The organism is Acinetobacter lactucae (assembly GCF_001605885.1).
Lineage (GTDB): Bacteria > Pseudomonadota > Gammaproteobacteria > Pseudomonadales > Moraxellaceae > Acinetobacter > Acinetobacter lactucae.
On the sequence record NZ_LRPE01000035.1, the window covers coordinates 133011 to 157936 of the forward strand.

The following is a 24926-nucleotide window of genomic DNA, read 5'->3' on the forward strand; positions in this document are numbered from 1 at the left end:
GTTATTCTAAAATATTAAGATAAATAGATACTCATTTTAATCAAATATTATTAACTATCATAAAACACTAAACCCTTATTGTAGCTACTTTAAATCGCGGCTTTTTATATAGTTAAAAATTTTTTATGTATCCATTAATATTATTTTTAAAATGATAAAACATTTAGAATGTTTTCCTATTCCCCATATATAGAATTTAAAGCTTAGGCATTGTAATGGATAAAATTTTATCAATCTACTCTTAAGTTAAATGTCTTATAAAATTTTTATAAATTAAATTAATTGAAAAATCTTTAAATCATAATTAAACCAATAATGATTAATTTTTCCTTCGTTTGAAATGACATTAAAACTATTCGGAACATGATAATGCAAACGACTAGAGGTCGCTGTTCCCGCGTGAATATCATAAATAGGATGATCTATCTTTAATTGATAAATTTGCGTTAAATCATATACAGCAGTTTTATGTAAATGCCCATGCAACATTCCAAATAGTCCTGTCGTGCTCCATTTTTCGAGTGCCATTTTTCCTAATACAGGACAATCTTTAATACCATGTTCATCATCAGGTGGCGTATAAAAAGGTTGGTGAAAAACAACTAATTTGATTTTATTCGCTGGGGCTTGTTGTAATCGTTCATAAGTCGTCTGAATTTGTTCAATCGAAATATGCCCACGAGTATGATAACGGCGGCGGATACTATTCACCCCAACAATATAAAAATGTTCAGTTTCTAAAGTTGGTTCAAGCTGACCAAAAAAATATTGATAGCGAGTAAATGGTGAAAAAAAACGGTTCCAGACATGGTACAACGGAATATCATGATTACCAGGCACAACAAGATAAGGAATATTAAGGCTATCTAAAAACTGACGGCATTTATAAAACTGTTGATATCGAGCACGTTGGGTAATATCACCACTCACCACAATGACTTCAGGTCTATGTTGAGTGCAAAAAAGTCGGATCGCATCTAAGCATGCTTCGATTTCTGTTCCAAAATGCAGATCAGACAGGTGTAACAACATTTGGCACCATAATATTTAGAGCGTTCTTTTCTACAGAGAAATTTAAAGGCGTTTTCATCTCTATTATTTCACCATCTAATGCGACTGTAAGTTTTGATCTTTTTGCACAATCCACCACCACATGGTCTGCACAAAAACTATAAACATCTTGTGCCTCTTCGACTTTGCCCTGAATCCATTGCCACAACATGTTTAATAAACTAAGCCTATCACTTTTTGTAATGACCACTCCAGCGACCCGCCCTTGTGCAGCACAATCGGCAATTCTTAATTTCATATCACACAATTGCAATTGGTTATTACCAAAGAAAATTAAAGGTGTTTTGACTGGATATTTCTTTCCATCCACTGTCACAGAAAGCTTCATGGATTTATTTTCTCTTAATAAAACATCCAGAGCTGAGGTATAGGCATGTAAAGGTAAACGTCCTAAGTACTTATTATAAAGCTCACGTTTTTTTATAAATAATGGATACAACCCTAGGCTCGCATTATTCAAATAAACATGATCATTAATTGTCGCAATATGTACAGAGCGTGGTGTACCTGTAGCGATAACTTCAGCAGCTTCTAACAAATCTAAGGGGATATCTAAAACTTTAGCGACATAATTAAAGGTTCCCAAAGGTAAAATTCCCATAGGAATATTGGTATGTCTAAGCTTTGATGCTACCGCATTTAAAGTTCCATCCCCACCTGCCGCGACAACAACACCTAAATTTGTATTTTGACTATGCCGGTGGATCACTTGACTCATTAAATCATCAAAAGAAACATCTTCTGCCAATTCAAAAACTTGTATTTCAAAACCAAATTCGGTGAATAAAGTCATTAACTGTTCATACATATCTTCATGTTTTGACGCATGAAAACCCGATTTTTGGTTATAGATGATAGAGAGAGGTTTTAAAGTCCGCATTTTTATTATCTTAGAGGGATTCATCATAAATATTGTATATAAAAACGCCTAATAAAAGTCTCTTTATGTAAATTTCGAATGAACATCATTTGTATAATCAATAATAATTCTCAAGAAAAAATTAAGAATCAAGTATATGATTTTTAAAGAAATAAATAATATAAATAACACACATACAACATAAAAATATGACGGATAAGATATTGTAAAAAACTATAAACGTATGATTTTAATAACAAAAAAATTAAAAATCAAAATATCTATTTCTTAGTCTTTAGTCTTATTTTTTTTATGATTTTGTGCTTTAATACAGCCACTTTTTTATTTGATCTTTCATTGTACCTCTCAATGAATGACTTGTACGTTGTACATATTTTGAATAGGCCTCACCATGACCACAGTGAACGCACCAGAATTCGTTCGTCATCCTAAGCTTATCGCATGGGTTGAAGAAATTGCAAACTTAACCAAACCAGCAAAAATCGAATGGTGTGACGGAAGCGAAGAAGAGTATCAACGTCTAATCGACTTGATGATCGCTAACGGCACCATGCAGAAATTAAACCAAGAAAAACATCCTGGTTCTTATCTTGCAAATTCTGACCCATCTGACGTTGCACGTGTTGAAGACCGTACTTACATCTGCTCTCAAAATAAAGAAGATGCTGGTGCGACAAACAACTGGGAAAACCCGGCTGTTATGCGTGAAAAATTAAATGGTTTATTTGAAGGCTCAATGGAAGGCCGTACAATGTACGTTGTTCCTTTCTCTATGGGTCCTTTAGGTAGCCATATTGCTCATATCGGTATTGAATTAACTGACTCTCCTTACGTTGCTGTTAGCATGCGTAAAATGGCACGTATGGGTAAAGCAGTTTATGACGTATTAGGTACAGACGGCGAGTTTGTTCCTTGTGTACATACAGTAGGTGCTCCACTTGCTGAAGGTCAACAAGATGTTGCTTGGCCATGTAACCCTGAAAAATACATCGTTCATTATCCAGAAACTCGTGAAATCTGGTCTTTCGGTTCTGGTTACGGCGGTAACGCATTACTTGGCAAAAAATGTTTAGCTCTTCGTATCGCTTCTGTCATGGGACGCGAACAAGGTTGGTTAGCTGAACACATGCTTATTCTTGGTGTAACTAACCCTCAAGGTGAGAAACACTACATCGCTGCAGCATTCCCATCTGCATGTGGTAAAACAAACTTTGCAATGCTAATTCCGCCAGCAGGCTATGAAGGTTGGAAAATCGAAACTGTAGGTGACGATATTGCATGGATCAAACCAGGTGAAGATGGTCGTTTATATGCGATTAACCCTGAAGCTGGTTTCTTCGGTGTAGCTCCTGGTACAAATACCAAGACTAACCCTAACTGTATGGCAACTCTTCATAAAGATGTTATCTATACAAACGTAGCGGTAACTGAAGACGGTCAAGTATGGTGGGAAGGTCTTTCTAAAGAAGTTCCAACAAACTTAACAAACTGGAAAGGTCAACCTCATGTAAATGGTGAAAAAGCAGCGCATCCAAATGCTCGCTTCACTGTTGCGGCTGGTCAATGTCCTTCTATCGATGCTGACTGGGAAAATCCAGCTGGTGTTCCAATTTCTGCCTTCATTTTCGGCGGTCGCCGTGCAGATACGGTTCCTTTAGTTTCTGAAGCTTTCGACTGGGTTGACGGTGTCTACAAAGCTGCAACTATGGGTTCTGAAACTACTGCTGCTGCTGTTGGCCAACAAGGTATCGTTCGTCGTGACCCATTCGCAATGCTTCCATTTGCTGGCTATAACATGGCTGACTACTTTGATCACTGGTTAAGCCTTGGTCAACAAGTAAGCACAAAAGCTGAAGCAGCTGGTAATAAATTACCAAAAATCTTCAATGTAAACTGGTTCCGTCGTGATGCTGAAGGCAACTTCGTATGGCCTGGTTTCGGTCAAAACATGCGTGTTCTTGAGTGGATCATTGACCGTTGTGAAGGTCGTGCAAACGCTGTTGAAACGCCAATTGGTCTTGTTCCAACATATGACGACTTGAACTGGGAAGGTACTGAATTCTCTAAAGAAGAATTTGACCTCATCACAGCTCAAGATAAAGATCAGTGGATTACTGAAATTGAAAGCCACACTGATTTATTTAATAAACTCGGTGATCGCTTACCTAAAGCATTAAAAGAACGTCAAGCAGCTTTACTTGAAGCTGTAAAAACTGGCTTCTAATTGCTAAAGATAAAAAAGGTCGCTATGTGCGACCTTTTTTATTATGCAGCATCGTCTTTTTGTCGGCGCCCAGATAAATAATCTTCTAATACTTTTACTTGTTTTTCATCAAATGCTAGACCCAGTTTAGTTCTACGCCACAATATATCCTCAGCAGTACTCGCCCATTCATATTCACATAAATATTTAACTTCATGTTCAAATAAATCATGTCCAAAATTTTGGCCCAATTGCTCTAATGCATTTCGCTCTTGAATCATATTCCACACTCTTGTGCCATATGCATGTGCCCAACGATTGGCAAGTGACTCAGTAATTCCACTTATACGTGACTGAATCTGATGCGTTAAATCATCTAAGGTTGTCCAGTTTTCAGCTCCCGGTAATGGCTCGTTTGCAGTCCACTGCTCTGCCATATTACTAAAAAATGGGGATAGATCTTCTAAAGCAGCCTCTGCCAGTTTCCGATAAGTCGTAATCTTACCGCCAAATACAGATAACAAAGGTGCTTTTTCATGTTCACTCTGTAGCGCCAAAGTATAGTCACGGGTAATGGCTGAAGGATTATCCGACTCATCATCACATAATGCACGTACACCCGAGTACTGACTTACAATATCAGCTCGAGTTAACTGCTTTTTAAAATGTAAATTTGTCACTGTTAAGAGGTAATCTATTTCTACATCGGTAATCTCTACCTTTTGTGGATCACCTGTATATTCCTGATCTGTCGTACCAATCAATGTATATTTTTCTAAATATGGAATTGCAAAAACGATGCGTCGGTCTTCATTTTGCATAATAAAGGCTTTGTGACAATCATATAGTTTTGGCACAACAATATGACTTCCTTGAATCAATCGGATTTGATAAGGCGATCTTAAATTTAGATTTACACTAATAATTTCTTCAACCCACGGTCCTGCCGCATTCACTAAAGCTCTTGCACGTATCTGATAAAACTCAGCCCCACTTTGTAATTCCAAATACCACAATTCTTGTTCCCTATAAGCTTTAATACAACACGTACGCGTTACTACTTTAGCACCCTGCTCTTTGGCCTGTAGTGCATTTAACACCACAAGACGTGCATCATCTACAGTACAGTCAGAATATTCAAAGCCACGCGTGATAGCTGGTTTTAAAGGGCTATCTTCTCTGAAGTAAATAAGATTCGAACCTAATAATTTTTCTCGTTTTCCCAAGTGATCATAAAAAAACAGTCCTGCACGAATTAACCATGCAGGACGTAAATGTGGTCGATGAGGCATAATAAAGCGCATGGGTTTAATAATATGTGGAGCTTTAGCCAATAGCACTTCACGCTCGGCTAAAGCTTCTCTAACCAATCTAAATTCTTTATGTTCTAAATAGCGCAGACCACCATGGATTAATTTGCTACTAGCAGATGAGGTGTGGCTAGCTAAATCATCTTTTTCACATAAAAATACGGACAGTCCACGGCCTGCTGCATCATTAGCAATACCGACGCCATTAATACCGCCACCAATTACGGCAATGTCATATATTTTTGAATAATCATTAGCCTGTACTTTCATTTCTCATTTCTTTTTATTGTTGATCTTATAAAAATTAAAACATCAAATTGATGAAACAACAATCAAAAAAGTAGAATAATCAATTTTAAATAACCAAGTATTTAACCGTTAATTGCTTACCCTACTATTGAATTCAACTAGTTAAATAGCAGATCAATCCTCAGCCCAACTTTGACTACGCTTAACTGCCTTGAGCCATCCTTTATAAATCAGCTCGGATTGCTCAGAAGACATTTTTGGTTCAAATACCTTTTCTATAGCAGATTTATCCCTTAATTCATGTAGATCCTGCCAGAAACCCGTCGCTAGTCCAGCAAGGAAAGCCGCACCCAAAGCTGTAGTTTCTTTCATTATTGGACGTTCTACTGGTGTTGCTAAAATATCGGCCTGAAATTGCATTAAGAAATTATTTTCCGTCACTCCCCCATCAACACGGAGTGTACGCAGCTCTTCTTCTGCATCTTGCTGCATGGCATCTAAAACATCTCGAGTTTGAAAAGCAATCGACTCGAGAGTTGCACGAATAATATGTTCAATGCTGGCACCACGAGTAAGTCCAAAAATTGCTCCACGCGCAGTTGGGTCCCAATACGGTGCCCCTAATCCAGTAAAAGCAGGAACGACATATACCCCATTGCTGTCCTTCACACGTGTTGCATAAAGCTCAGAGTCTTTAGCGTTCTTAATGACCTTTAACTCATCACGTAGCCACTGTACGCAAGAGCCACCATTAAACACGGCGCCCTCTAAAGCATAGTTCACCTCACCACTCGCACCACATGCAATCGTCGTCAGTAATCCACGTTCTGAGCGGACAATCTTCTTACCTGTGTTCATTAATAGAAAACAGCCTGTGCCGTAGGTATTTTTTGCTTGGCCCGACTCAACACACATTTGTCCGAAAAGTGCGGCCTGTTGATCGCCTGCAATTCCTGCAATTGGAATACCTACTTCTTGCCCACTAATGGTATGTGTATATCCATAAACCTCAGATGAGCTACGAACTTCGGGTAGCATTGCTCTAGGAATATCTAAAGCTTGTAAAAGTTTTTCATCCCATTCAAGCTTTTCGATATCAAAAAGCATGGTTCGTGAAGCATTGGTAAAATCAGTAACATGGACCGCACCATTGGTGAGTTTCCAAATTAACCAAGTGTCTACTGTACCGAACAACAGCTCTCCTCGCTCAGCGCGTTCACGACTTCCTTCAACATGGTCTAAAATCCACTTAATTTTTGTGGCCGAAAAATACGGATCAATCACTAAACCTGTGGTTTTTCGGATGTATTCTTGCCATCCTGCTTTATGCAATTGATTGCATATTTCAGTCGTCTGTCGGCTTTGCCAAACAATCGCATTGTAAATAGGCTTGCCTGTTTTTTTATCCCAGACAATTGTGGTTTCCCGCTGATTTGTAATGCCAATTGCTGCAACTTGTTCACTCTTAATACCTGCTTGAGCTAGAGCTTCTACCCAAACAGCACTTTGCGTTGCCCAAATTTCCATAGGATCATGCTCGACCCAACCTGGCTGCGGATAAATCTGAGTAAATTCTCTTTGAGCAATACTTACAACGTTAGCATCATGATCTAAAACGATTGCTCTTGAGCTTGTAGTTCCCTGATCGAAAGCCACAATATATTTTTTCGGGCAACTTGACATCTGAATGTCCCTTTCATTATCCACACACATCTAGTTCACAATGCAAAAACATTATGCCTAACTGTATTTACTTAAAATTTTCTTTGGAATATATCATTATTTTTAAGGGATATAGTTTTTCTTCGTCCAAACATTACTCATTCTTTATCAGCTTTTTACTACTTGGAAAAAATAATATGCGAAATATGAGAATTAGATGATGAAAATATATTGATCGGCTAATTTGAAAACATATAAATATTCAATTTATTCCTTTGCTTAAATAATAAACATTGTTTTACAGACATAAAAAAAATAAAGTGAAATACTCCTCTAGAAAATATGTAAAAACGGAATAAATCTCTCTTTTAGCATTCAACCCAAGCGAAACATGGAGCGACTCATGGTTGATCAACCTTCTACCGCAACAACTCCACAATCTAATCTAGATACAAAAACCCGCCTAAAATCAATTTTGGGCGGTTCTGCCGGTAACCTTGTTGAATGGTACGACTGGTATGTATATGCAGCATTCACGCTCTATTTTGCTCATGCTTTTTTTCCAAAAGGTAGCCAGACTGCTCAGCTCCTTCAAGCAGCCGCAATTTTTGCTGTAGGCTTTTTAATGCGCCCAATCGGTGCATGGATTATGGGAATCTATTCAGACCGTAAAGGACGCAAGGCAGGTCTTACACTTTCCGTCACGTTAATGTGTATAGGTTCGCTGCTTATTGCCGTGACACCAAGTTATGAAAGTATTGGTGTATTTGCCCCTCTTCTTTTAGTTGTCGCTCGTTTAATCCAAGGTTTAAGTGTAGGCGGCGAATATGGTGCTAGTGCTACCTATTTAAGTGAAATGGCGGAAAGAAATCGTCGAGGTTTTTTCTCTAGCTTTCAATATGTAACATTGATTGCTGGCCAGCTCACCGCTCTATGTGTTCTATTAATATTACAGATGGTATTGACTGAAGAACAACTACATGATTGGGGATGGCGTATCCCATTCTTTATCGGGGCTTTACTTGCGATTGTAGTTTTCCGTATTCGTCGTGGACTATTAGAAACTCAATCTTTTAAAAATGCTCAGGCAGAGACAGACCAGCCAAAATCAGGCATGTTTTCTTTATTTAAACATTACCCTAAAGAAGCCTTCACAGTATTGTTTTTAACCGCTGGCGGGACTTTAGCTTTCTATACCTACACGACTTATCTACAAAAATATTTGGTCAATACTTCTGGATTTACCAAACCTGAAGCCACTCAAATTACAACGTTAGCGCTATTTATTTTTATGTGTCTACAGCCGATAGCGGGTGCTTTATCGGATCGGATTGGCCGAAAACCTCTTATGATTTTCTTCGGAATAACAGGTGTTTTATTCACATACGTTTTATTTGATGCACTCGCAAATACGCATAACTACTGGACAGCTTTCTGGTTATGTTTTGGAGGGCTTGTAATGGTAACAGGCTATACATCAATTAATGCGGTGGTTAAAGCTGAGCTCTTCCCTGCACACATTCGCGCTTTAGGTGTTGCATTACCTTATGCGATTGCCAATACGTTATTCGGCGGTACAGCAGAGTTTTTTGCTTTAAGTTTTAAAGAAGCTGGGCATGAATCTTGGTACTTTATTTATGTCAGTATCATGATCTTCATTTCTCTGATTATTTATATTTTTATGAAAGACACCAAGCATCACTCTAAGATTAAAGAACACTAATACTTTACTCATAAGGGCTAATATCGTTCGCCGATGTTAGCTCAAATCATGCGATTAAGCCCCAACAACCTTTGTATTTTATGAGATACTAGTTATAAGAAAATAAGGACGATACTGATGAATAGAAGTATTTTATGCTTGGCATTAAGTAGTATGTTTGTTTTAACTGCTTGTCAGACTACCCCTCGACAATATAATGGTTCAACTGGATACCAGATTGAAAACAAAACAGAAACTTCAGCGACTTTAGCTTACACTTTAGCTGGTCGTAATAACCAGCAACTCGATGAGCGTAAATTACAACGTGCTTGTCAAAATGTGCTCGGTGCTCAGAAAGTTTATAAATTGTCAGTTTTGAGCATCAACGAAATTCCTAATCCAGCGAAAGATGAGCATTATGGAATTCAACTCGGCGAAACTCGTGCTTCTTTTGGCTTATCCAATACACCTAGTTTAAATAATGGTGAAGACTATGCGACTCGCCAAGCACTTGAAGCACGTCCAAGCACGCTAAAAGTTGTTCGTTATACTTGTTCATAAAATAAAAAAGACGCTGTTCTTTTTTACAGCGTCTTATAAAAACTCACATTTCTAAACTCTTTAGCTTCATCCAGATCTGGCCATGTAGAAGCGCTTCTTTCATCAATCTTTTGATATTTAGGATGACTAAAGTTTTTAACACGGCTATCAGCTACCCAGACTTCTGGCGCAAACTTTAAAAACTCATCTAAGAAAAAGCGGTTGCATTGATCATATAAAACATCAGCTGCCAATAAAACATCAACTTGCTCAGCCTTATATAAATCATCCAAATATTCTAGCTCAACATCATTCAACAAAGCGTTTTCACGGCAAGCATTTAAACTAACTTGATCAATATCACAGCAGATGACTCGTTTTGCTCCTGCCATTTTTGCAGCAATTGCGACTACACCAGAACCCGCCCCAAAATCCAAAACAACTTTATCTTTAACATGGTGTGGCTCTGCAAGTAACCACTGGGCCATTGCTAAACCCGATGCCCAACAGAAAATCCAATACGGTGTATCATTCCAAATACGGCGAATAACTTCATCATCTAAGCGATCAGTTGGAAAAACAGGTGGAATCAACCACAAAGAAATAGGCGTTTCTGGTAACTGTTGTACCATCAATTCACAATTGGGAATAACTTCATTGAGTGCTTGAAGTAAATGTTCAGGGGCTTTGGTCAATTGAAAGGTGCAGCTCATCAGATTTCTTTTAATTCATTTTTATAACAAGCATAACAGAGTCATTCCATTATGATTTGAATTTTTAGAATAACCTTCGGTTTTGCCTACTTTTCTTTCGGGAAAAGTAGGCAAAACCATTGTCATCCGCAAAACTCGGCAGATACTCTTTAGAATCGGAATCATCGCAGAAACATTAAATTTTTAACGTATTTCTGCCTCAAACAATTGCGGATGACGGTTACGCGTATCAAATAACAGCCTAGCGTTAATTAAATTAACCTAAAGCTTTTTCAGCAGCTTCTACAGTTTGACGAATCAAAGTAGTAATTGTCATTGGACCCACACCGCCCGGTACTGGTGTGTAAGCAGAAGCAATTTCTTCAATACCTTGTAGTTGAATATCACCTACACCACCGCCATCACGTGGATGGAAACCAGCATCAACAACCACTGCACCTTGTTTAATCCAATCTTTTTGAATAAGTTCAGCTTTACCAACTGCACCAACAATAATGTCAGCTTGTTTCACAAGTTCAGGTAAGTTTTGTGTGCGTGAATGGCAGATCGTTACTGTTGCATTGGCTTGCAAAAGCATCATTGCCATTGGTTTGCCTAAAATTGCAGAACGGCCAACCACAACCGCATGTTTACCAGCAATTTCGATATTATTTTCTTTTAGAATGGTCATGATGCCCGCAGGAGTTGCAGAACCATAGGCAGCTTCACCCATAGCCATACGGCCAAAACCAAGACATGTTACGCCATCAACATCTTTAGCTAATGAGATTGCATCAAAACATGCACGCTCATCAATTTGTGCAGGAACTGGATGTTGTAAAAGAATGCCGTGTACATCTGGGTTAGCATTCAGTTTTTCAATTTCAGCTAATAATTGTTCTGTTGTCGTTTCTTGTGGCAATTCAATTTTTAAAGAGTCCATGCCTACTCGACGGCAAGCATTTCCTTTCATGCGTACATAAGTTGCAGATGCACCATCATCCCCAACTAAAATAGTCGCCAAAATTGGGGTACGACCTGTTTTAGCTTTTAAAGCTTCAACACGTACTGACAAATTTTCTTCAATTTGCTTTGCTAATGCGCGACCGTCTAAAACCAATGCCACAGCACATCTCCAAGGTAGACATGAATTTAATGTGCCAATAATACATGATTATTTGGGCAAATTTATTCTAGATGTTGCTTTTATGTTCATCTTATCTCAAAACAGTATTGTTTTTTTTGTAAAGGTTGCTAATATGTGCATCACCAAATGTAGGCGGGGTGGCAGAGTGGTCATGCAGCGGACTGCAACTCCGTGGACGCCGGTTCGATTCCGACCTCCGCCTCCAAATTTGGTAAAGCCCGGGTGGTGAAATAGGTAGACACAGGGGATTTAAAATCCCCCGCCCACAAAGCGTGCCGGTTCGAGTCCGGCCCCGGGCACCATTTTCTAGTACAGAAATTGGTGTCATAAAGAATCCAGCGAAAGCTGGTTTTTTTATGTCCAAAAAAAAGGATACTTATTAGCATCCCTTTCTCGTCCCATATATTTAAGCGGTTTTTTGCTTATCTCTTGCAGGTGTTAAATTCGCATCCAACACTAATTGATAGTTTCGACTTGAATCCACTTTATATTCTGCATTTTTAATTGAATCTACGAAAATCCAATCCGACTGTACCTGCTTATCATCCAGCGTAACCATCAAATAGCCCCGCTGATTTAAATTACAATAAGCCAATTCATCAATAAGCGTAGTAAAGGCAAATTCAAATTGTTGCAACTGAGCCAGTGGAATACTTAAATATTTTTCAAGACCTGGCGAAGAAACTGAACTCGTCGCCAGTTCCACACCGACATATTCACCCTTTTGGTTATACAAGTAAGATGTCCATGCATTATGAGTATCGCCAGCCAAAACAATAATTTTCTTATTAAACTCTGCCAACTTATCATACACAAACTCTCGCTCAGCATAGTAACCATCCCAAGCATCAAGGTTATATGGAACTAATGTTGTGACTCGCGCTTTTTCTTGAACAGTTAAAGTTGGATCACCCTGCTCTAAACGTAATTTTAATGTGACTAATTCTGTAATTTGCGCAGTCATTTTAGCTAATGTATCAGACGAAGTTCCGCCTGAAGTAATTTGCCCCAGCGATGCCAACAACTCAGCTGGAATCCACATTTTACTCATTAAGACTTGCTGTCCCACAACATTCCATGTTGCAGTTGAACCTTGTAAGACACCTACTATATTTTTCTCTTTACTACCTAATAACCACTCACGCTGAGTTTGTCCCATCAAAGTACGCTTTGGATCTGTTAAATCAGCCTGAAACTTTTGAGCATCTAAACCAGAAGCTATCATGTAGTCTTTATATTCAAGCTGTTTATCTCGCGCAATAATACGTGTATCTAACATGGTTAATTGAACCAGCGAACCAAAGTTAAACTGGCGATAAATCTTAGTGTGCTGATCATCGACAGGACGGATAGGCATCCATTCAAAATAAGCTTGTAAAGCCGCTAGCTTTCTTTCTAAAAATTTACCTTCATTCTTTGCTTTTGGAGTTTCTTCCGTATGATTTTCAGCCCCTTCACGCCAAGTATCATTTGCCAATTCATGATCATCCCAAATCACAATAAAAGGATGACGCTGATGAGCTGCCTGTAAGTCTTTATCTTGACGATACAGTGCATAACGCTTGCGGTAATCATCTAATTTAATAATTTCTTTATTATTATCTGATGGCAAAGTACGACCCAGCTTCGCAGCATCTTCCGTCGCATAGCCATCAGCCCCATATTCATAAATATAATCCCCCAGATGAATAACTACATCCACATTCTGTTTTGCCATTTCACGATAAACGTAAAAATAACCCGCAGGATAATTAGAACAAGAACATACTGCAAAGCTGACCTTATTAGTACTTAAAGGCAATGTTTTTGTTTGCCCTACTGGCGAGATTTTGCTACCAAATCGAAAGCGATAATAATAAGTCGTACCCGCTTGTAGACCTGTTGCATCCACCTTCACAGTAAAATCGTCAGTTTTAGTTGTTTGAACCATGCCAGTCTTTAAATTCTGGTTAAACTGGTCATTGGTAGCAATTTCCCAAGTTACCTTAAGAGATGCACTAAGGTCTACTGGTGTTAAACGCGTCCATAAAATTACTTTATCCTGCAAAGGGTCACCACTTGCAACGCCATGAAGGAAATCTGCTTGTGCTTCTGGACTTTCATCATCGGAACCATCGTTACACCCCGTAAAAGCTACAGGCAAAGATAGCGCCCCAAAACCGAATAGACTTTTTTTAATTAATTCTCGGCGTGAAATTTTCTCTGACATAAAATTACCTAAGTTTTAAGCAATGAGTGTCTTAAATTTAGGTAGATAAGATGAACAACTGATCTCAGTTTAATGAACAAATCATGACATAAACTGGTTAATTTATATAAATACCGACAAGAACTGATTGAAAATAAAGCAAACTCTCTGATTTTCTCTTGCCAATCGCGCACTTGTCCTCTATTATTGCGCACATGCCCGGGTGGTGAAATAGGTAGACACAGGGGATTTAAAATCCCCCGCCCACAAAGCGTGCCGGTTCGAGTCCGGCCCCGGGCACCATTTTCAAATATTGAATTTGGTGCTACAAAGAATCCAGCGTATGCTGGTTTTTTTATGCCTAATTAAAATGAATTTTATGATAAGAATATTATTACTTCTATGTATAACCCTTTCCATAACAAAGGTTTATGCCACAGATCTTTTCTCAGGCACTATTTCTTTCAAAGATAACCATTGGTATTTTTCACGTTGCTCTATTACCAAAGATGATTATTTGATTAAAGCACCTGAACACATCATAGATAAATTTAGACAATTGGAACAAAAACGAGAAACTTATTGGGTCAGTTTATTAGCAGACGCAGATTATCAAGAAAATGATATTTTAGTTTTAAAAGTTAAAGAAATAGACGAAATACATTTAAAAACATCTTGTCACTTGTTAGATGCATTTGAAGAGATTGAAAATCGAGAGTAATCACCACTCTCGATTCATAACCAGCTCTTCCATTTCAAGATCTAAATATCCTGCATTCTGTGCCACCATCATCATTGCTTCAGCAATATAGTCAGCTGCACTATCATCCAAGGAAGAATCTAGATCCTCAAACTGAGGTTTCATTTCATTAATTTCAATCACAGTTTGATGAGCATATCGATAGATATCCTGCTCAGCTAACGCAGGCTTCTGAACTTTTTTAGCAAATTGTTCAATGAGCTGCTTGAGTTCAGCGACCAAAATATCTGGATAATATTCATCATCAAACATCGGGAGAAGTAAGTCTTCGAGCATACAAAAGTTTACACAACAGCAAAAACTTGCCGCTTATAACATATTTTCAAAAGAATAACGATATTTTTCCCTGACTCAATCATCTAGCTCATTAAATTAATGGGCCACAACCTCACGTTATATAGCCTACTTAGCTAAGCTTGTATCATCGCTTTCCAAACTAGAATTGCATCAGTCATTGCTTTCACGTCATGTGCTCTGACAATCGATGCTCCTTGCTGAATACTAAGCAAATGCCCCGTAACGCTTCCTATAGCACGCTGATCTGCAGCTGCACCCTGTAATGCTTCACCAATAAAACGTTTACGAGAAAGACCTGATAAAATTGGATAACCCATTTCATTAAGCTTCCAAAATTCATTGAGAAGTCTCAAATTTTGCTGCGCATTTTTTGCAAAACCAAACCCCGGATCAATAACAATATTATGTTTTTTCACACCTGCATTCAGAGCTTCATTCACGCGCTGCTGGAGCTCTGCTATAACATCTAAGGTTACATCTGTATATTGGTCTAGCTGATTCATCGTAGTGGGTTCACCACGCATGTGCATAATTACCACAGGTATATCTAGCTCTACTGCCGTTTTTAAAGCATTTGGTCGAGTAAGCGCACGTACATCATTCCAAATATGTGCTCCTGCTTCTTTCGCTGCACGAATGACATCAGGTTGACTTGTATCAATTGATAGAATCACATCATGTTTGGCCAAAGCTTCAACTACAGGTACAACTCTTCTAATTTCCTCTTCTACACTTACCTCAGACGCCCCCGGGCGAGTAGATTCTCCACCAATATCAATAATGGTAGCACCCTGTTCTATCATGACTAGCGCATGAGCAATAGCTTGATCTACTTGATTATGTTTTCCACCATCACTAAAAGAATCGGGTGTGACATTTAAAATACCCATAACGTGAGGCTGTGATAGATCCAACTGAAGCTGTCCACACTCTAAAATTTGCTGAGGTAAAGGCATTAACTGCATAAAAAGCTCCGGTTTAAAATCTGATAAGTATTTTAGCAATTATCAGCTATCTATAGTGTTGATTTGTTTTCAGCTTTTATTAAATTCATCCCATAAAAAAAGCCACATGACTGTGGCTTTTTTTATTAACTCATTAGTTCATTGCTGGCAATGGTGGCGGTGTAGATGGACCATCTTTTGGTGGTTCAAATGCAGCCACTGGGTTTTCAGCAACATATACTTTAGGCGGTTGTGGCTCACGACCTTCCATAATGTCACGGATTTGATCACGATCAATAGTTTCCCATTCCATCAAAGCTTTTACCATCGCGTGTGCAATATCTTTATTACCTTCTAAGATATTACGTGCAACTTTGTATTGCTCATCAAGAATACGGCGTACTTCTTCATCAACTAACTGTTGAGTTGCTTCAGAAATCGTACGGCTTCCTACATTACCAAAGAAACCATTTTGGTTTTCATCTTCGTAAACCATGACACCCATTTTGTCAGACATACCGTACTTCGTAACCATTGCACGCGCCATTTTAGTAGCTCGCTCAAAGTCATTTGAAGCACCAGTAGATTGCTGTTGGATAAATACTTCTTCAGCAATACGACCACCAAACAAAATTGCAATTTCGTTTAGCATCTTGTCTTTATAGTGGCTAATTTGGTCTTGTTCAGGTAACTGCCAAGTTACACCTAAAGCCCAACCACGCGGCATAATCGTTACTTTATGAACAGGATCTGTACCCGGTAAAATCTCGGCAACAATCGCATGACCAGCTTCATGATAAGCAGTTGCACGACGCTCTTCTTCACGTAGAACCATCGACTTACGTTCTGGTCCCATGTAGATTTTGTCTTTTGCATCTTCGAAGTCATGCATGTCGACAGTGTTCTTATTACGGCGTGCAGCAAATAATGCAGCTTCGTTAACAAGGTTTGCCAACTGTGCACCAGAGAAACCTGGAGTACCACGTGATAGAACTTTAACGTCCACCCCCGTAACCGAAGGTAATTTTTTCAAATGTACATTCAGAATCTGCTCACGACCACGAATGTCAGGTAAACCTACCATTACTTGACGGTCAAAACGACCTGGACGTAATAATGCTTTATCCAATACATCAACACGGTTTGTAGCAGCAATTACGATTACACCTTCGTTACCTTCAAAACCATCCATTTCTACAAGCATTTGGTTTAAGGTTTGCTCACGTTCATCATGACCACCACCTGTACCCGAGCCACGATGACGACCTACTGCATCAATCTCATCAATAAAGATAATACAAGGCGCATGACGCTTCGCTTGCTCGAACATATCACGAACACGGGACGCACCCACACCCACGAACATTTCGACAAAGTCAGAACCTGAAATGCTGAAGAAAGGAACTTTAGCTTCACCAGCAATTGCTTTGGCTAATAACGTTTTACCAGTACCTGGAGGACCAACCATAAGTACGCCACGAGGAATAGTAGCGCCCAAACGTTTGAATTTTGCAGGGTCTTTTAAGAAATCTACAATTTCAACAACTTCTTGTTTTGCTTCATCACAGCCCGCGACGTCAGAAAAATTGACTTTGATTTGGTCTTCAGAAAGCATTTTTGCTTTCGATTTACCAAAACTCATCGGTCCATTTTTTCCGCCTGCACCACCACCCATATTACGCATAAAGAACATGAATAACAGAATGATTAACAGTACAGGGAAACTAGCAATGAGAAGTTGCATCAAAATGCCTTGACGTTGAGGAGCCGTTCCCTCTACAACAACATTTTGCTTATTTAAGCTCGGCATAAGCTCAGTGTCTTCAACTTGCGGACGAACAGTTTCAAACTGTGATCCGTTAGTTTTTTCACCATTAATATTTAAACCGTCAATTGTGACTTGCTTAATTTGGCCAGCATTCACCGCTGCAACGAAATCTGAATATTTCATCGCAGTAGGCTTATTGCGGTCACTGATATTACTGAAAATTAAAATCAGAACACCAAGTATTATTAGCCACAATACGGCATTCTTGAAGTAATCGCTCAAAGCTTTATTCCCATATCGATCTAATTTGATCATGCCCAATCTTGGCCGATCGTCATAAAAACAGCAACTGTATTGCTTGCGGATAACCTAAAAGTACAAAATGCACAATTTTTAGGAGCTTGGCAAGTAAACTTTATTGCAATGCTTTCTTACGCCCTTGTCCAATCAAAAAAACTTCCTTAGAGCGCGCCCGAGAAGCTGCCGGTTTTGCTGTCTTTAACACATCAAAACTATCAACCACTTGTTTACGAAACTCATCAAATCCTGCGCCTTGGAACACTTTAACCACAAACTGTCCATTGGGACCCAGAACCTTTTGAGCAAAATCTAAAGCCAGTTCACATAAGTAAATCTGTCTAGGTTGATCAACAGCCCTATTACCTGATGTATTGGGGGCCATATCAGAAATTACAATGTCTACTTGTCGCCCATTTAAAATATTTAACAATTTTTCAAATACAGCTTCTTCTCTAAAGTCGCCTTGTAAGAAAGTGACATCAGGCAAAGCATCCATGGGCAAAATATCGGAAGCAATTACTAAACCCTTGCTACCCACAAGTTTTCCAGCAATTTGAGACCAACTACCAGGAGCTGCACCCAAATCGACTACCGTCATGCCTGGCTTGATCAGCTTATATTTTTCTTGAATTTCAAGAAGTTTATAGGCTGCTCGCGCGCGATACCCTTCCTTTTGTGCTTTTTTTACAAAAGGATCGTCTAGATGCTCCCTCATCCACGCACGACTACTTTTCGACAATTTCTGGTTTGTAATGCGTGTTGCCATAACTCACTAAATATCAAAAAAACTTCTGATCGTTCATTGTACGTGAAAATTACTCTCATTACAGTACGGATGTAGCGTAATCTCACCAAGTTTTACAGTTTTTTTTCAATAATGTTAATCGATTATTTATACAGTTTTTCGTACATTTGAATTTAAGTTTTTTGCTATACTAAGTCGTTTTTAAAATCAGGTATTTTTAATGGCCGCTTTATCTATCCATGAACGTAAACGTTTACGTCAAATTGGTCATGTGCTTAATCCGGTTGTCATGATTGGTGGACAAGGCTTAACAGATGCTGTAATCGAAGAAACTCTTCGTGCTTTAAATGACCATGAACTTATCAAAGTTAAGGTTGCCGGTGAAGACCGTGAAGCACGTACTGCTGTAATTGATGCAATTGTAGAAGCGACTGGCGCAGAAGCTGTGCAAAAGATTGGTAAAATTGTTTTACTTTACAAAAAAGCAGCTAAGCAAAACCAGCATTTGTCTAATCTTGTTCGCCACGCTCATTTAGCCAACTAAGTTGATTTGACAAACTATGGCAAGTTACGAACTTTCAGCTTTTGATCGTTTTCATGCTGTTTCTGTTGTTGGCGCAATTGAACAGCAAGCTCCGCACACCTTAAATGTCGGTTTTTGGATTCGTGATCCAAATCAACTCATTGTCTGGCCCCAAGAAGTCGCGGCTCATCCTCGTCAGGATTTTCTGTGGGAAGAAACTTGTTTCGAAATTTTTGTTGGCGTGCATGATGAAGATTATTATCGGGAAATTAACCTTTCCCCTTCTCAAGCATGGCAGTCTTATCAGTTTGAAGAATATCGCTATCCAGAAAGTATGCCTCCCCTTGCTGCTTACGATATTGAACTGAACCATCTCAAGCGTACTCATTATGGCTTAAATGTTAGTCTTGATTTGGGACAATTTATGCAACAGCATCGTTTGAAATGGCCAAACCTTTATTTAGGTTTAACTGCAGTTTTAAAAACCAAAGAAGGTATACAGTACTATGCAATGCAGCATAGTGGAAAAAGTGCAGATTTCCATAATAAGCGTGACTGGTTACATCAGTTTTAAAAATAAAAAAGCGAGAAATTAATTCTCGCTTTTTTATAGCTCGGAAAAACTGAGACTATTAATTATCTCGCGCTTTATTCCAAGCTTCGACTGCATTATTTTTAGTACGCTTAATGCTTTCACTTAAAGAGTCTTTGTGCTTCAAAGAAATCTGGCTAATATCACCTTTAAGCTCTTTACTTACTTTGGTCAGATCTTCGATAAGTGCATTAATTTCTGCTTTCAAAGCATTTTTAAGTTCAGATAGCCCTTCCTGTGAAGTACTAAACTGAGCTTTAATCACATCAAGACGTTGTAAAATATCTTGTTTAATTTGAACAAATTGATTCTGAATATTCTTGTTTAACTCATGAGTTTCAGCTTCAATTTTTTCTTGAGTCTCGCTTAAAACTTCTTTGACCTGCTCTTGAGTTTCAGTAATTGCTTCTTTCACCTGAGTTTTCGCTTCTGTAGCAACTTCTTTAATCTGCTCAGTTTTCTCGGCAACACTTTCTTTTACTTGCGCAGTTTTAGCAGTTACTGTTCTTTTCGCTTTAGTTGTAGTAGCAGCTACGGTTTCTTTCACTTCATTCACCTCAGCTTTTACTGAATCAACTACTGCTTGAGCTTTTTCGCTCACATCTTTTGAAACTTGATCGTTACTCATACTATTTCCTCATATTGTTTATTTTTTAACTAGCAATACAATAAATCCAGTTCTAAAAATCGACCTTGCAAATTGTTAGACAATTTATCAAAAGTAACCGATTCGGATGAGCGGATAATTTTTTTGTAAAAAGCAAGCAATGAATTATGTTTTTTAGCAGAAAATAAATAGACTTTTTGAGGTTCCATGCGTATAATGCGCTGTTAAGTTACAAGCGAGCAGACCGATAGGGAGGGGCATGTTTTATCACAACATCGCCTATCTTTTTTGGGTCTACTCGCTTTTTTACAGCCGAAATTCAGGAGCTTTGGTTTGAGCACCCCCGCCATTTTAGCCCTCGCAGATGGAACGATCTTTAAAGGAACGTCAATCGGCGCAACGGGAAGTACGACTGGAGAAGTCGTTTTTAACACAGCCATGACAGGCTATCAAGAAATTTTGACTGACCCAAGTTATGCACAACAAATTGTGACATTAACTTACCCACATATTGGAAACACTGGCTGCAACGCGGAAGACGTTGAATCTGGTCGTATCCATAAAGTATGGGCGAATGGTTTAATTATTCGTGACCTTCCACTATTACACAGCAACTTCCGTGCTGAACAGTCATTGAGTGAATATCTGCAAGCGCACAATGTTGTTGCGATTGCTGATATTGATACACGTAAATTAACGCGTATTTTGCGTGACAAAGGTGCACAAAATGGTTGCATCCTTGCTGGCGAAAATATTACTGAAGAAGAAGCAATTGCCAAAGCTCGTGCTTTTGGTGGCTTAAACGGTTTAGACCTTGCAAAAGAATGTTGCGATCCAACTGGTTTTGAATGGTCTGAAGGTTCATGGACTCTAGGCCAAGGCTTCTCTCAACCTGAATTAAAATATCATGTAGTTGCATACGATTACGGTGTCAAAACCAACATCTTGCGTATGCTTGCAGACCGCGGTTGTAAATTAACCGTTGTTCCTGCAGAAACTCCGGCTGAAAAAGTATTGGCACTTAATCCGGATGGCGTATTCCTTTCAAATGGCCCTGGCGATCCAGCTGCTTGTGATTATGCAATCGAAGCTGTAAAAACTATTGTTGAAACCACAACATTACCTGTATTTGGTATTTGCTTAGGCCACCAAATCTTGGCACTCGCTTCTGGTGCAAAAACTGTAAAAATGAACCATGGTCACCACGGTGCTAACCACCCTGTACAAAATCTTGAAGATGGTACAGTGATGATTACTTCACAAAACCATGGTTTCGCTGTAGATGCAGAAACTTTACCGGCTAACTTAAAAGCAACGCATAAATCATTGTTCGATGGCACCTTACAAGGGATTCACCGTACAGACAAACCAGCTTTCAGCTTCCAAGGTCACCCTGAAGCAAGCCCAGGTCCACATGATTGTGCCCCATTGTTCGATCACTTCATCGAACTTATCGAAGCATCTAAACAGTAATTACGGAGCGAATAATGCCTAAACGTACGGATATTAAAAGCATCTTAATTATTGGTGCTGGCCCGATTGTGATTGGTCAGGCATGTGAGTTTGACTACTCAGGTGCTCAAGCTTGTAAAGCGCTTCGTGAAGAAGGCTACCGTGTTATTTTGGTTAACTCTAACCCAGCAACCATTATGACAGACCCATCAATGGCTGATGCAACGTATATTGAGCCGATTACTTGGCAAACAGTTGCTCAAATCATTGAAAAAGAACGTCCAGATGCAGTATTGCCAACCATGGGTGGCCAAACTGCATTGAACTGTGCTCTTGCACTTGATGAGCACGGTGTTCTTGAAAAATATAATGTTGAATTAATTGGTGCAACTAAAGACGCAATTGAAAAAGCCGAAGACCGTAAACTCTTCGATATCGCTATGCGTAAAATTGGCTTGGAATGTCCAAAAGCTGCCATTGCTGAAACAATGGAAGAAGCTTTAGAAATCCAGTCACGCTTTGGTTTCCCAGTAATTATCCGTCCATCATTCACAATGGGTGGTTCGGGCGGCGGTATTGCATATAACCGTGAAGAATTCCTTGAGATCTGTGAACGTGGTTTCGACCTCTCTCCTACTCACCAGTTATTGATTGATGAATCTTTAATTGGTTGGAAAGAATACGAAATGGAAGTTGTTCGTGACAAAAACGACAATTGTATTATCGTATGTGCCATCGAAAACTTCGACCCAATGGGCGTACACACTGGTGACTCAATTACTGTAGCACCAGCTCAAACATTAACAGACAAAGAATATCAATTGATGCGTAACGCTTCGGTTGCAGTTCTTCGTGAAATTGGTGTTGAGACAGGTGGTTCTAACGTTCAGTTCGGTATTAACCCGAAAGACGGCCGTATGGTTGTTATCGAGATGAACCCTCGTGTATCTCGTTCATCTGCGCTTGCTTCTAAAGCAACAGGTTTCCCGATTGCTAAAATCGCAGCAAAACTTGCTGTTGGTTATACCCTTGATGAATTGAAAAATGACATCACTGGTGGCATAACTCCTGCAAGCTTCGAACCATCAATTGACTATGTTGTAACGAAAATTCCTCGTTTTAACTTCGAGAAATTCCCGCAAGCAGAACCAGTTCTTACCACTCAGATGAAATCTGTTGGTGAAGTGATGGCAATTGGCCGTAACTTCCAAGAATCTGTACAAAAAGCATTACGTGGACTTGAAGTTGGTGTAAGCGGTTTTGATGAAAAAATCGAAGCTGGCGCAACAAATGCAAAAGAAACTATTTTAAAAGAGCTTAAAGTTCCGGGTCCTGAGCGTATCTGGTACGTAGCGGATGCATTCCGTCACGGTTTCTCTTTAGATGAAGTTTTCGAAGCGACTAAGATTGACCGCTGGTTCCTTATCCAGATTCAAGACATCGTTAAAACTGAAGCTCAAGTGAAAACTTTAGGTTTTGGTGACTTAAACGCTGACAACATCCGTTCGTTCAAGCGTAAAGGTTTATCTGACCTTCGTATTGCTCACCTCATGGGCATTTCACAAAAGCAATTCCGTAAACAACGTTGGAACTTGGGTGTTTATCCAGTTTACAAACGTGTTGATACATGTGCAGCAGAGTTTGAGTCTGGTACTGCATACATGTATTCAACTTACGATGAAGAATGTGAAGCAAACCCATCAAACCGTGACAAGATCATGGTCATTGGTGGCGGTCCAAACCGTATTGGTCAAGGTATCGAATTTGACTACTGCTGTGTACACGCTGCATTAGCTATGCGTGAAGACGGTTACGAAACAATCATGGTGAACTGTAACCCTGAAACTGTTTCTACCGACTATGACACATCTGACCGTCTATACTTCGAGCCTGTAACACTTGAAGATGTACTTGAAATCGTACGTACCGAGAAGCCTAAAGGCGTAATCGTACAGTACGGTGGTCAAACTCCACTTAAATTGGCACGTGCTTTAGAAGAAGCAGGTACTCCAATTATCGGTACATCACCAGATGCGATTGACCGTGCTGAAGACCGTGAACGTTTCCAACAAATGATCCAACGTTTACAGCTTCGTCAACCAAACAACAGCATTGTAAAATCTGCTGAAGAAGGTATTTCTGAAGCTGCAAAAGTAGGTTATCCGCTTGTTGTTCGCCCATCTTATGTATTAGGTGGTCGTGCAATGGAAATCGTATATAACGAAGAAGAACTTAAACGTTACCTTCGTGAAGCAGTTCAAGCATCTAATGAAGCCCCTGTTCTTCTTGACCGTTTCCTAGATGACGCAACTGAAGTTGATGTTGACTGTGTATCTGACGGTAAAGACGTTGTGATCGGCGGCATCATGCAGCATATTGAACAAGCAGGTATTCACTCAGGTGACTCTGCATGTTCAATTCCTCCTTATTCTTTATCAAAAGAAATTCAGGATGAAATGCGTCGTCAAACGATTGCGATGGCAAAAGAACTTGGTGTTGTTGGCTTGATGAACGTTCAGTTCGCTGTAAAAGGTGACGATATTTACGTTCTAGAAGTTAACCCACGTGCTTCACGTACAGTTCCATTCGTATCGAAGTGTATTGGTGATTCTTTAGCTAAAGTTGCTGCGCGTTGTATGGCAGGCCAATCTCTTGAATCTCAAGGATTTACTAAAGAAATCATTCCAACTCACTTTGCTGTGAAAGAAGCAGTTTTCCCATTCGCTAAATTCCAAGGCGTAGACCCTATGCTTGGACCTGAGATGAAATCTACAGGTGAAGTGATGGGTGTAGGTAAAACATTTGGTGAAGCATTCTATAAAGCTGTTTTAGGCTCAAATGAACGCTTACCAGGCTTACCAACTGAAGGCGAAGTAAAACATGCTTTCTTATCAGTACGTGAATCTGACAAGAAATACATCGCTGATATCGCTAAGAAATTAGTTGAATATGGCTTCAAGCTTGTTGCAACAGGTGGTACTTACCAAGTGCTTAAAGAAGCAGGTTTAGAATGTGAATCTGTAAATAAAGTTACTGAAGGTCGTCCACATATTGTTGACCGCTTGAAAAATGGTGAAATACACCTTATTGTCAATACCACTGAAGGTAAACAGGCTCAATATGACTCTGCAATGATCCGTCGTGCTGCCCTACAAGGCAAAGTGTATTACACAACGACAATCAATGGTGCAGAAGCTGTTTGCCAAGCCTTTGCTGTGAAATTGCCAATGGATGTATACCGCTTGCAAGATTTAACTGTAGGTTAATTTTTTTACCGATAAGTCCCGTCACCTT

At 39.3% G+C, this 24926-nt stretch carries 21 protein-coding genes and 3 tRNA genes; 11 read left to right on the forward strand and 13 right to left on the reverse strand.

The features are described 5' to 3' along the window. Window positions 1-273: 273 nt before the first annotated feature. Window positions 274-1032, reverse strand: a complete 759-nt coding sequence (locus AWW73_RS12945; protein ID WP_062849849.1) for a metallophosphoesterase family protein — start codon at window positions 1030-1032, stop codon at window positions 274-276. Next, the gene (locus AWW73_RS12950; protein WP_016146209.1) at window positions 1013-1951 is read right to left on the reverse strand and encodes a diacylglycerol/lipid kinase family protein; all 939 of its coding nucleotides are present in this window, start codon (window positions 1949-1951) and stop codon (window positions 1013-1015) included. Before AWW73_RS12950 ends, AWW73_RS12945 begins: the two co-directional genes overlap by 20 nt. Before the next feature lie 391 nt (window positions 1952-2342). On the opposite strand from AWW73_RS12950, the gene AWW73_RS12955 reads away from it, so the two are divergent. Next, complete coding sequence (locus AWW73_RS12955) at window positions 2343-4175, forward strand: phosphoenolpyruvate carboxykinase (GTP) (protein WP_002115528.1); 1833 nt, start codon at window positions 2343-2345, stop codon at window positions 4173-4175. A 41-nt stretch (window positions 4176-4216) separates the two neighbouring features. On the opposite strand, the gene glpD is transcribed toward AWW73_RS12955, so the two are convergent. Together glpD and glpK are read right to left on the reverse strand one after the other, a co-directional pair. After that, the gene (gene glpD / locus AWW73_RS12960; protein ID WP_062849850.1) at window positions 4217-5734 is read right to left on the reverse strand and encodes a glycerol-3-phosphate dehydrogenase; all 1518 of its coding nucleotides are present in this window, start codon (window positions 5732-5734) and stop codon (window positions 4217-4219) included. 153 nt (window positions 5735-5887) lie between these two features. Next, on the reverse strand, window positions 5888-7396 hold the full coding sequence (gene glpK / locus AWW73_RS12965) for a glycerol kinase GlpK (RefSeq protein WP_062849851.1): 1509 nt from the start codon (window positions 7394-7396) through the stop codon (window positions 5888-5890). Between the two features lie 370 nt (window positions 7397-7766). Between glpK and AWW73_RS12970 the strand changes: the two genes are divergently transcribed. Together AWW73_RS12970 and AWW73_RS12975 are read left to right on the forward strand one after the other, a co-directional pair. Then, complete coding sequence (locus AWW73_RS12970) at window positions 7767-9098, forward strand: MFS transporter (protein WP_079748503.1); 1332 nt, start codon at window positions 7767-7769, stop codon at window positions 9096-9098. A 117-nt stretch (window positions 9099-9215) separates the two neighbouring features. Beyond that, a complete protein-coding gene (locus AWW73_RS12975; protein WP_061875302.1) occupies window positions 9216-9638 on the forward strand; it encodes a hypothetical protein in 423 nt (140 codons plus the stop codon). A gap of 23 nt (window positions 9639-9661) precedes the next feature. On the opposite strand, the gene AWW73_RS12980 is transcribed toward AWW73_RS12975, so the two are convergent. Then, window positions 9662-10330, reverse strand: coding sequence for a class I SAM-dependent methyltransferase (locus tag AWW73_RS12980; RefSeq protein ID WP_025470246.1), 669 nt, complete (start codon window positions 10328-10330; stop codon window positions 9662-9664). A 256-nt stretch (window positions 10331-10586) separates the two neighbouring features. Further along, the gene (gene folD, locus AWW73_RS12985; protein ID WP_016140185.1) at window positions 10587-11435 is read right to left on the reverse strand and encodes a bifunctional methylenetetrahydrofolate dehydrogenase/methenyltetrahydrofolate cyclohydrolase FolD; all 849 of its coding nucleotides are present in this window, start codon (window positions 11433-11435) and stop codon (window positions 10587-10589) included. A 152-nt stretch (window positions 11436-11587) separates the two neighbouring features. Between folD and AWW73_RS12990 the strand changes: the two genes are divergently transcribed. Together AWW73_RS12990 and AWW73_RS12995 are read left to right on the forward strand one after the other, a co-directional pair. After that, window positions 11588-11661 (forward strand) — tRNA-Cys (locus AWW73_RS12990). Window positions 11662-11672: 11 nt separating this feature from the next. Continuing rightward, a tRNA-Leu gene (locus AWW73_RS12995) sits at window positions 11673-11758 on the forward strand. Between the two features lie 104 nt (window positions 11759-11862). Here AWW73_RS12995 and AWW73_RS13000 read toward each other — a convergent pair. Next, entirely contained in the window at window positions 11863-13665 is a 1803-nt protein-coding gene (locus AWW73_RS13000) for an alkaline phosphatase D family protein (protein WP_062849852.1), read from the reverse strand. A 196-nt stretch (window positions 13666-13861) separates the two neighbouring features. Between AWW73_RS13000 and AWW73_RS13005 the strand changes: the two genes are divergently transcribed. Both AWW73_RS13005 and AWW73_RS18970 read left to right on the forward strand, forming a co-directional pair. Further along, window positions 13862-13947 (forward strand) — tRNA-Leu (locus AWW73_RS13005). Window positions 13948-13987: 40 nt separating this feature from the next. Continuing rightward, window positions 13988-14365 (forward strand): hypothetical protein, encoded by a 378-nt coding sequence (locus AWW73_RS18970; protein ID WP_240491656.1) that lies wholly within the window; start codon window positions 13988-13990, stop codon window positions 14363-14365. On the opposite strand, the gene AWW73_RS13015 is transcribed toward AWW73_RS18970, so the two are convergent. The 4 genes from AWW73_RS13015 to rlmE form a co-directional block, all read right to left on the reverse strand. After that, window positions 14366-14680, reverse strand: a complete 315-nt coding sequence (locus AWW73_RS13015) for a DUF5713 family protein (protein WP_062849853.1) — start codon at window positions 14678-14680, stop codon at window positions 14366-14368. It abuts the gene before it with no gap. Window positions 14681-14814: 134 nt separating this feature from the next. After that, window positions 14815-15666: a dihydropteroate synthase gene (folP, locus tag AWW73_RS13020; protein WP_062849854.1), complete on the reverse strand. Its 852-nt coding sequence runs from the start codon at window positions 15664-15666 to the stop codon at window positions 14815-14817. A gap of 133 nt (window positions 15667-15799) precedes the next feature. After that, a complete protein-coding gene (gene ftsH / locus AWW73_RS13025) occupies window positions 15800-17695 on the reverse strand; it encodes an ATP-dependent zinc metalloprotease FtsH (RefSeq protein WP_005803954.1) in 1896 nt (631 codons plus the stop codon). A gap of 133 nt (window positions 17696-17828) precedes the next feature. Further along, window positions 17829-18479: a 23S rRNA (uridine(2552)-2'-O)-methyltransferase RlmE gene (gene rlmE, locus AWW73_RS13030; RefSeq protein WP_016146218.1), complete on the reverse strand. Its 651-nt coding sequence runs from the start codon at window positions 18477-18479 to the stop codon at window positions 17829-17831. A 199-nt stretch (window positions 18480-18678) separates the two neighbouring features. Here rlmE and yhbY point away from each other — a divergent pair, with 199 nt between their 5' ends. Next, on the forward strand, window positions 18679-19002 hold the full coding sequence (gene yhbY / locus AWW73_RS13035; protein ID WP_002115576.1) for a ribosome assembly RNA-binding protein YhbY: 324 nt from the start codon (window positions 18679-18681) through the stop codon (window positions 19000-19002). A 16-nt stretch (window positions 19003-19018) separates the two neighbouring features. Further along, the gene (locus tag AWW73_RS13040; RefSeq protein WP_062849855.1) at window positions 19019-19555 is read left to right on the forward strand and encodes a DOMON-like domain-containing protein; all 537 of its coding nucleotides are present in this window, start codon (window positions 19019-19021) and stop codon (window positions 19553-19555) included. Between the two features lie 58 nt (window positions 19556-19613). On the opposite strand, the gene AWW73_RS13045 is transcribed toward AWW73_RS13040, so the two are convergent. After that, window positions 19614-20201 (reverse strand): hypothetical protein, encoded by a 588-nt coding sequence (locus AWW73_RS13045; RefSeq protein WP_005072962.1) that lies wholly within the window; start codon window positions 20199-20201, stop codon window positions 19614-19616. A 29-nt stretch (window positions 20202-20230) separates the two neighbouring features. Continuing rightward, the gene (locus tag AWW73_RS18730; protein WP_079748505.1) at window positions 20231-20389 is read right to left on the reverse strand and encodes a hypothetical protein; all 159 of its coding nucleotides are present in this window, start codon (window positions 20387-20389) and stop codon (window positions 20231-20233) included. A 124-nt stretch (window positions 20390-20513) separates the two neighbouring features. Here AWW73_RS18730 and carA point away from each other — a divergent pair, with 124 nt between their 5' ends. Both carA and carB read left to right on the forward strand, forming a co-directional pair. Beyond that, on the forward strand, window positions 20514-21653 hold the full coding sequence (gene carA / locus AWW73_RS13050; protein ID WP_016146221.1) for a glutamine-hydrolyzing carbamoyl-phosphate synthase small subunit: 1140 nt from the start codon (window positions 20514-20516) through the stop codon (window positions 21651-21653). 14 nt (window positions 21654-21667) lie between these two features. Beyond that, window positions 21668-24898 (forward strand): carbamoyl-phosphate synthase large subunit, encoded by a 3231-nt coding sequence (gene carB / locus AWW73_RS13055; RefSeq protein WP_016146222.1) that lies wholly within the window; start codon window positions 21668-21670, stop codon window positions 24896-24898. Window positions 24899-24926: the final 28 nt, after the last annotated feature.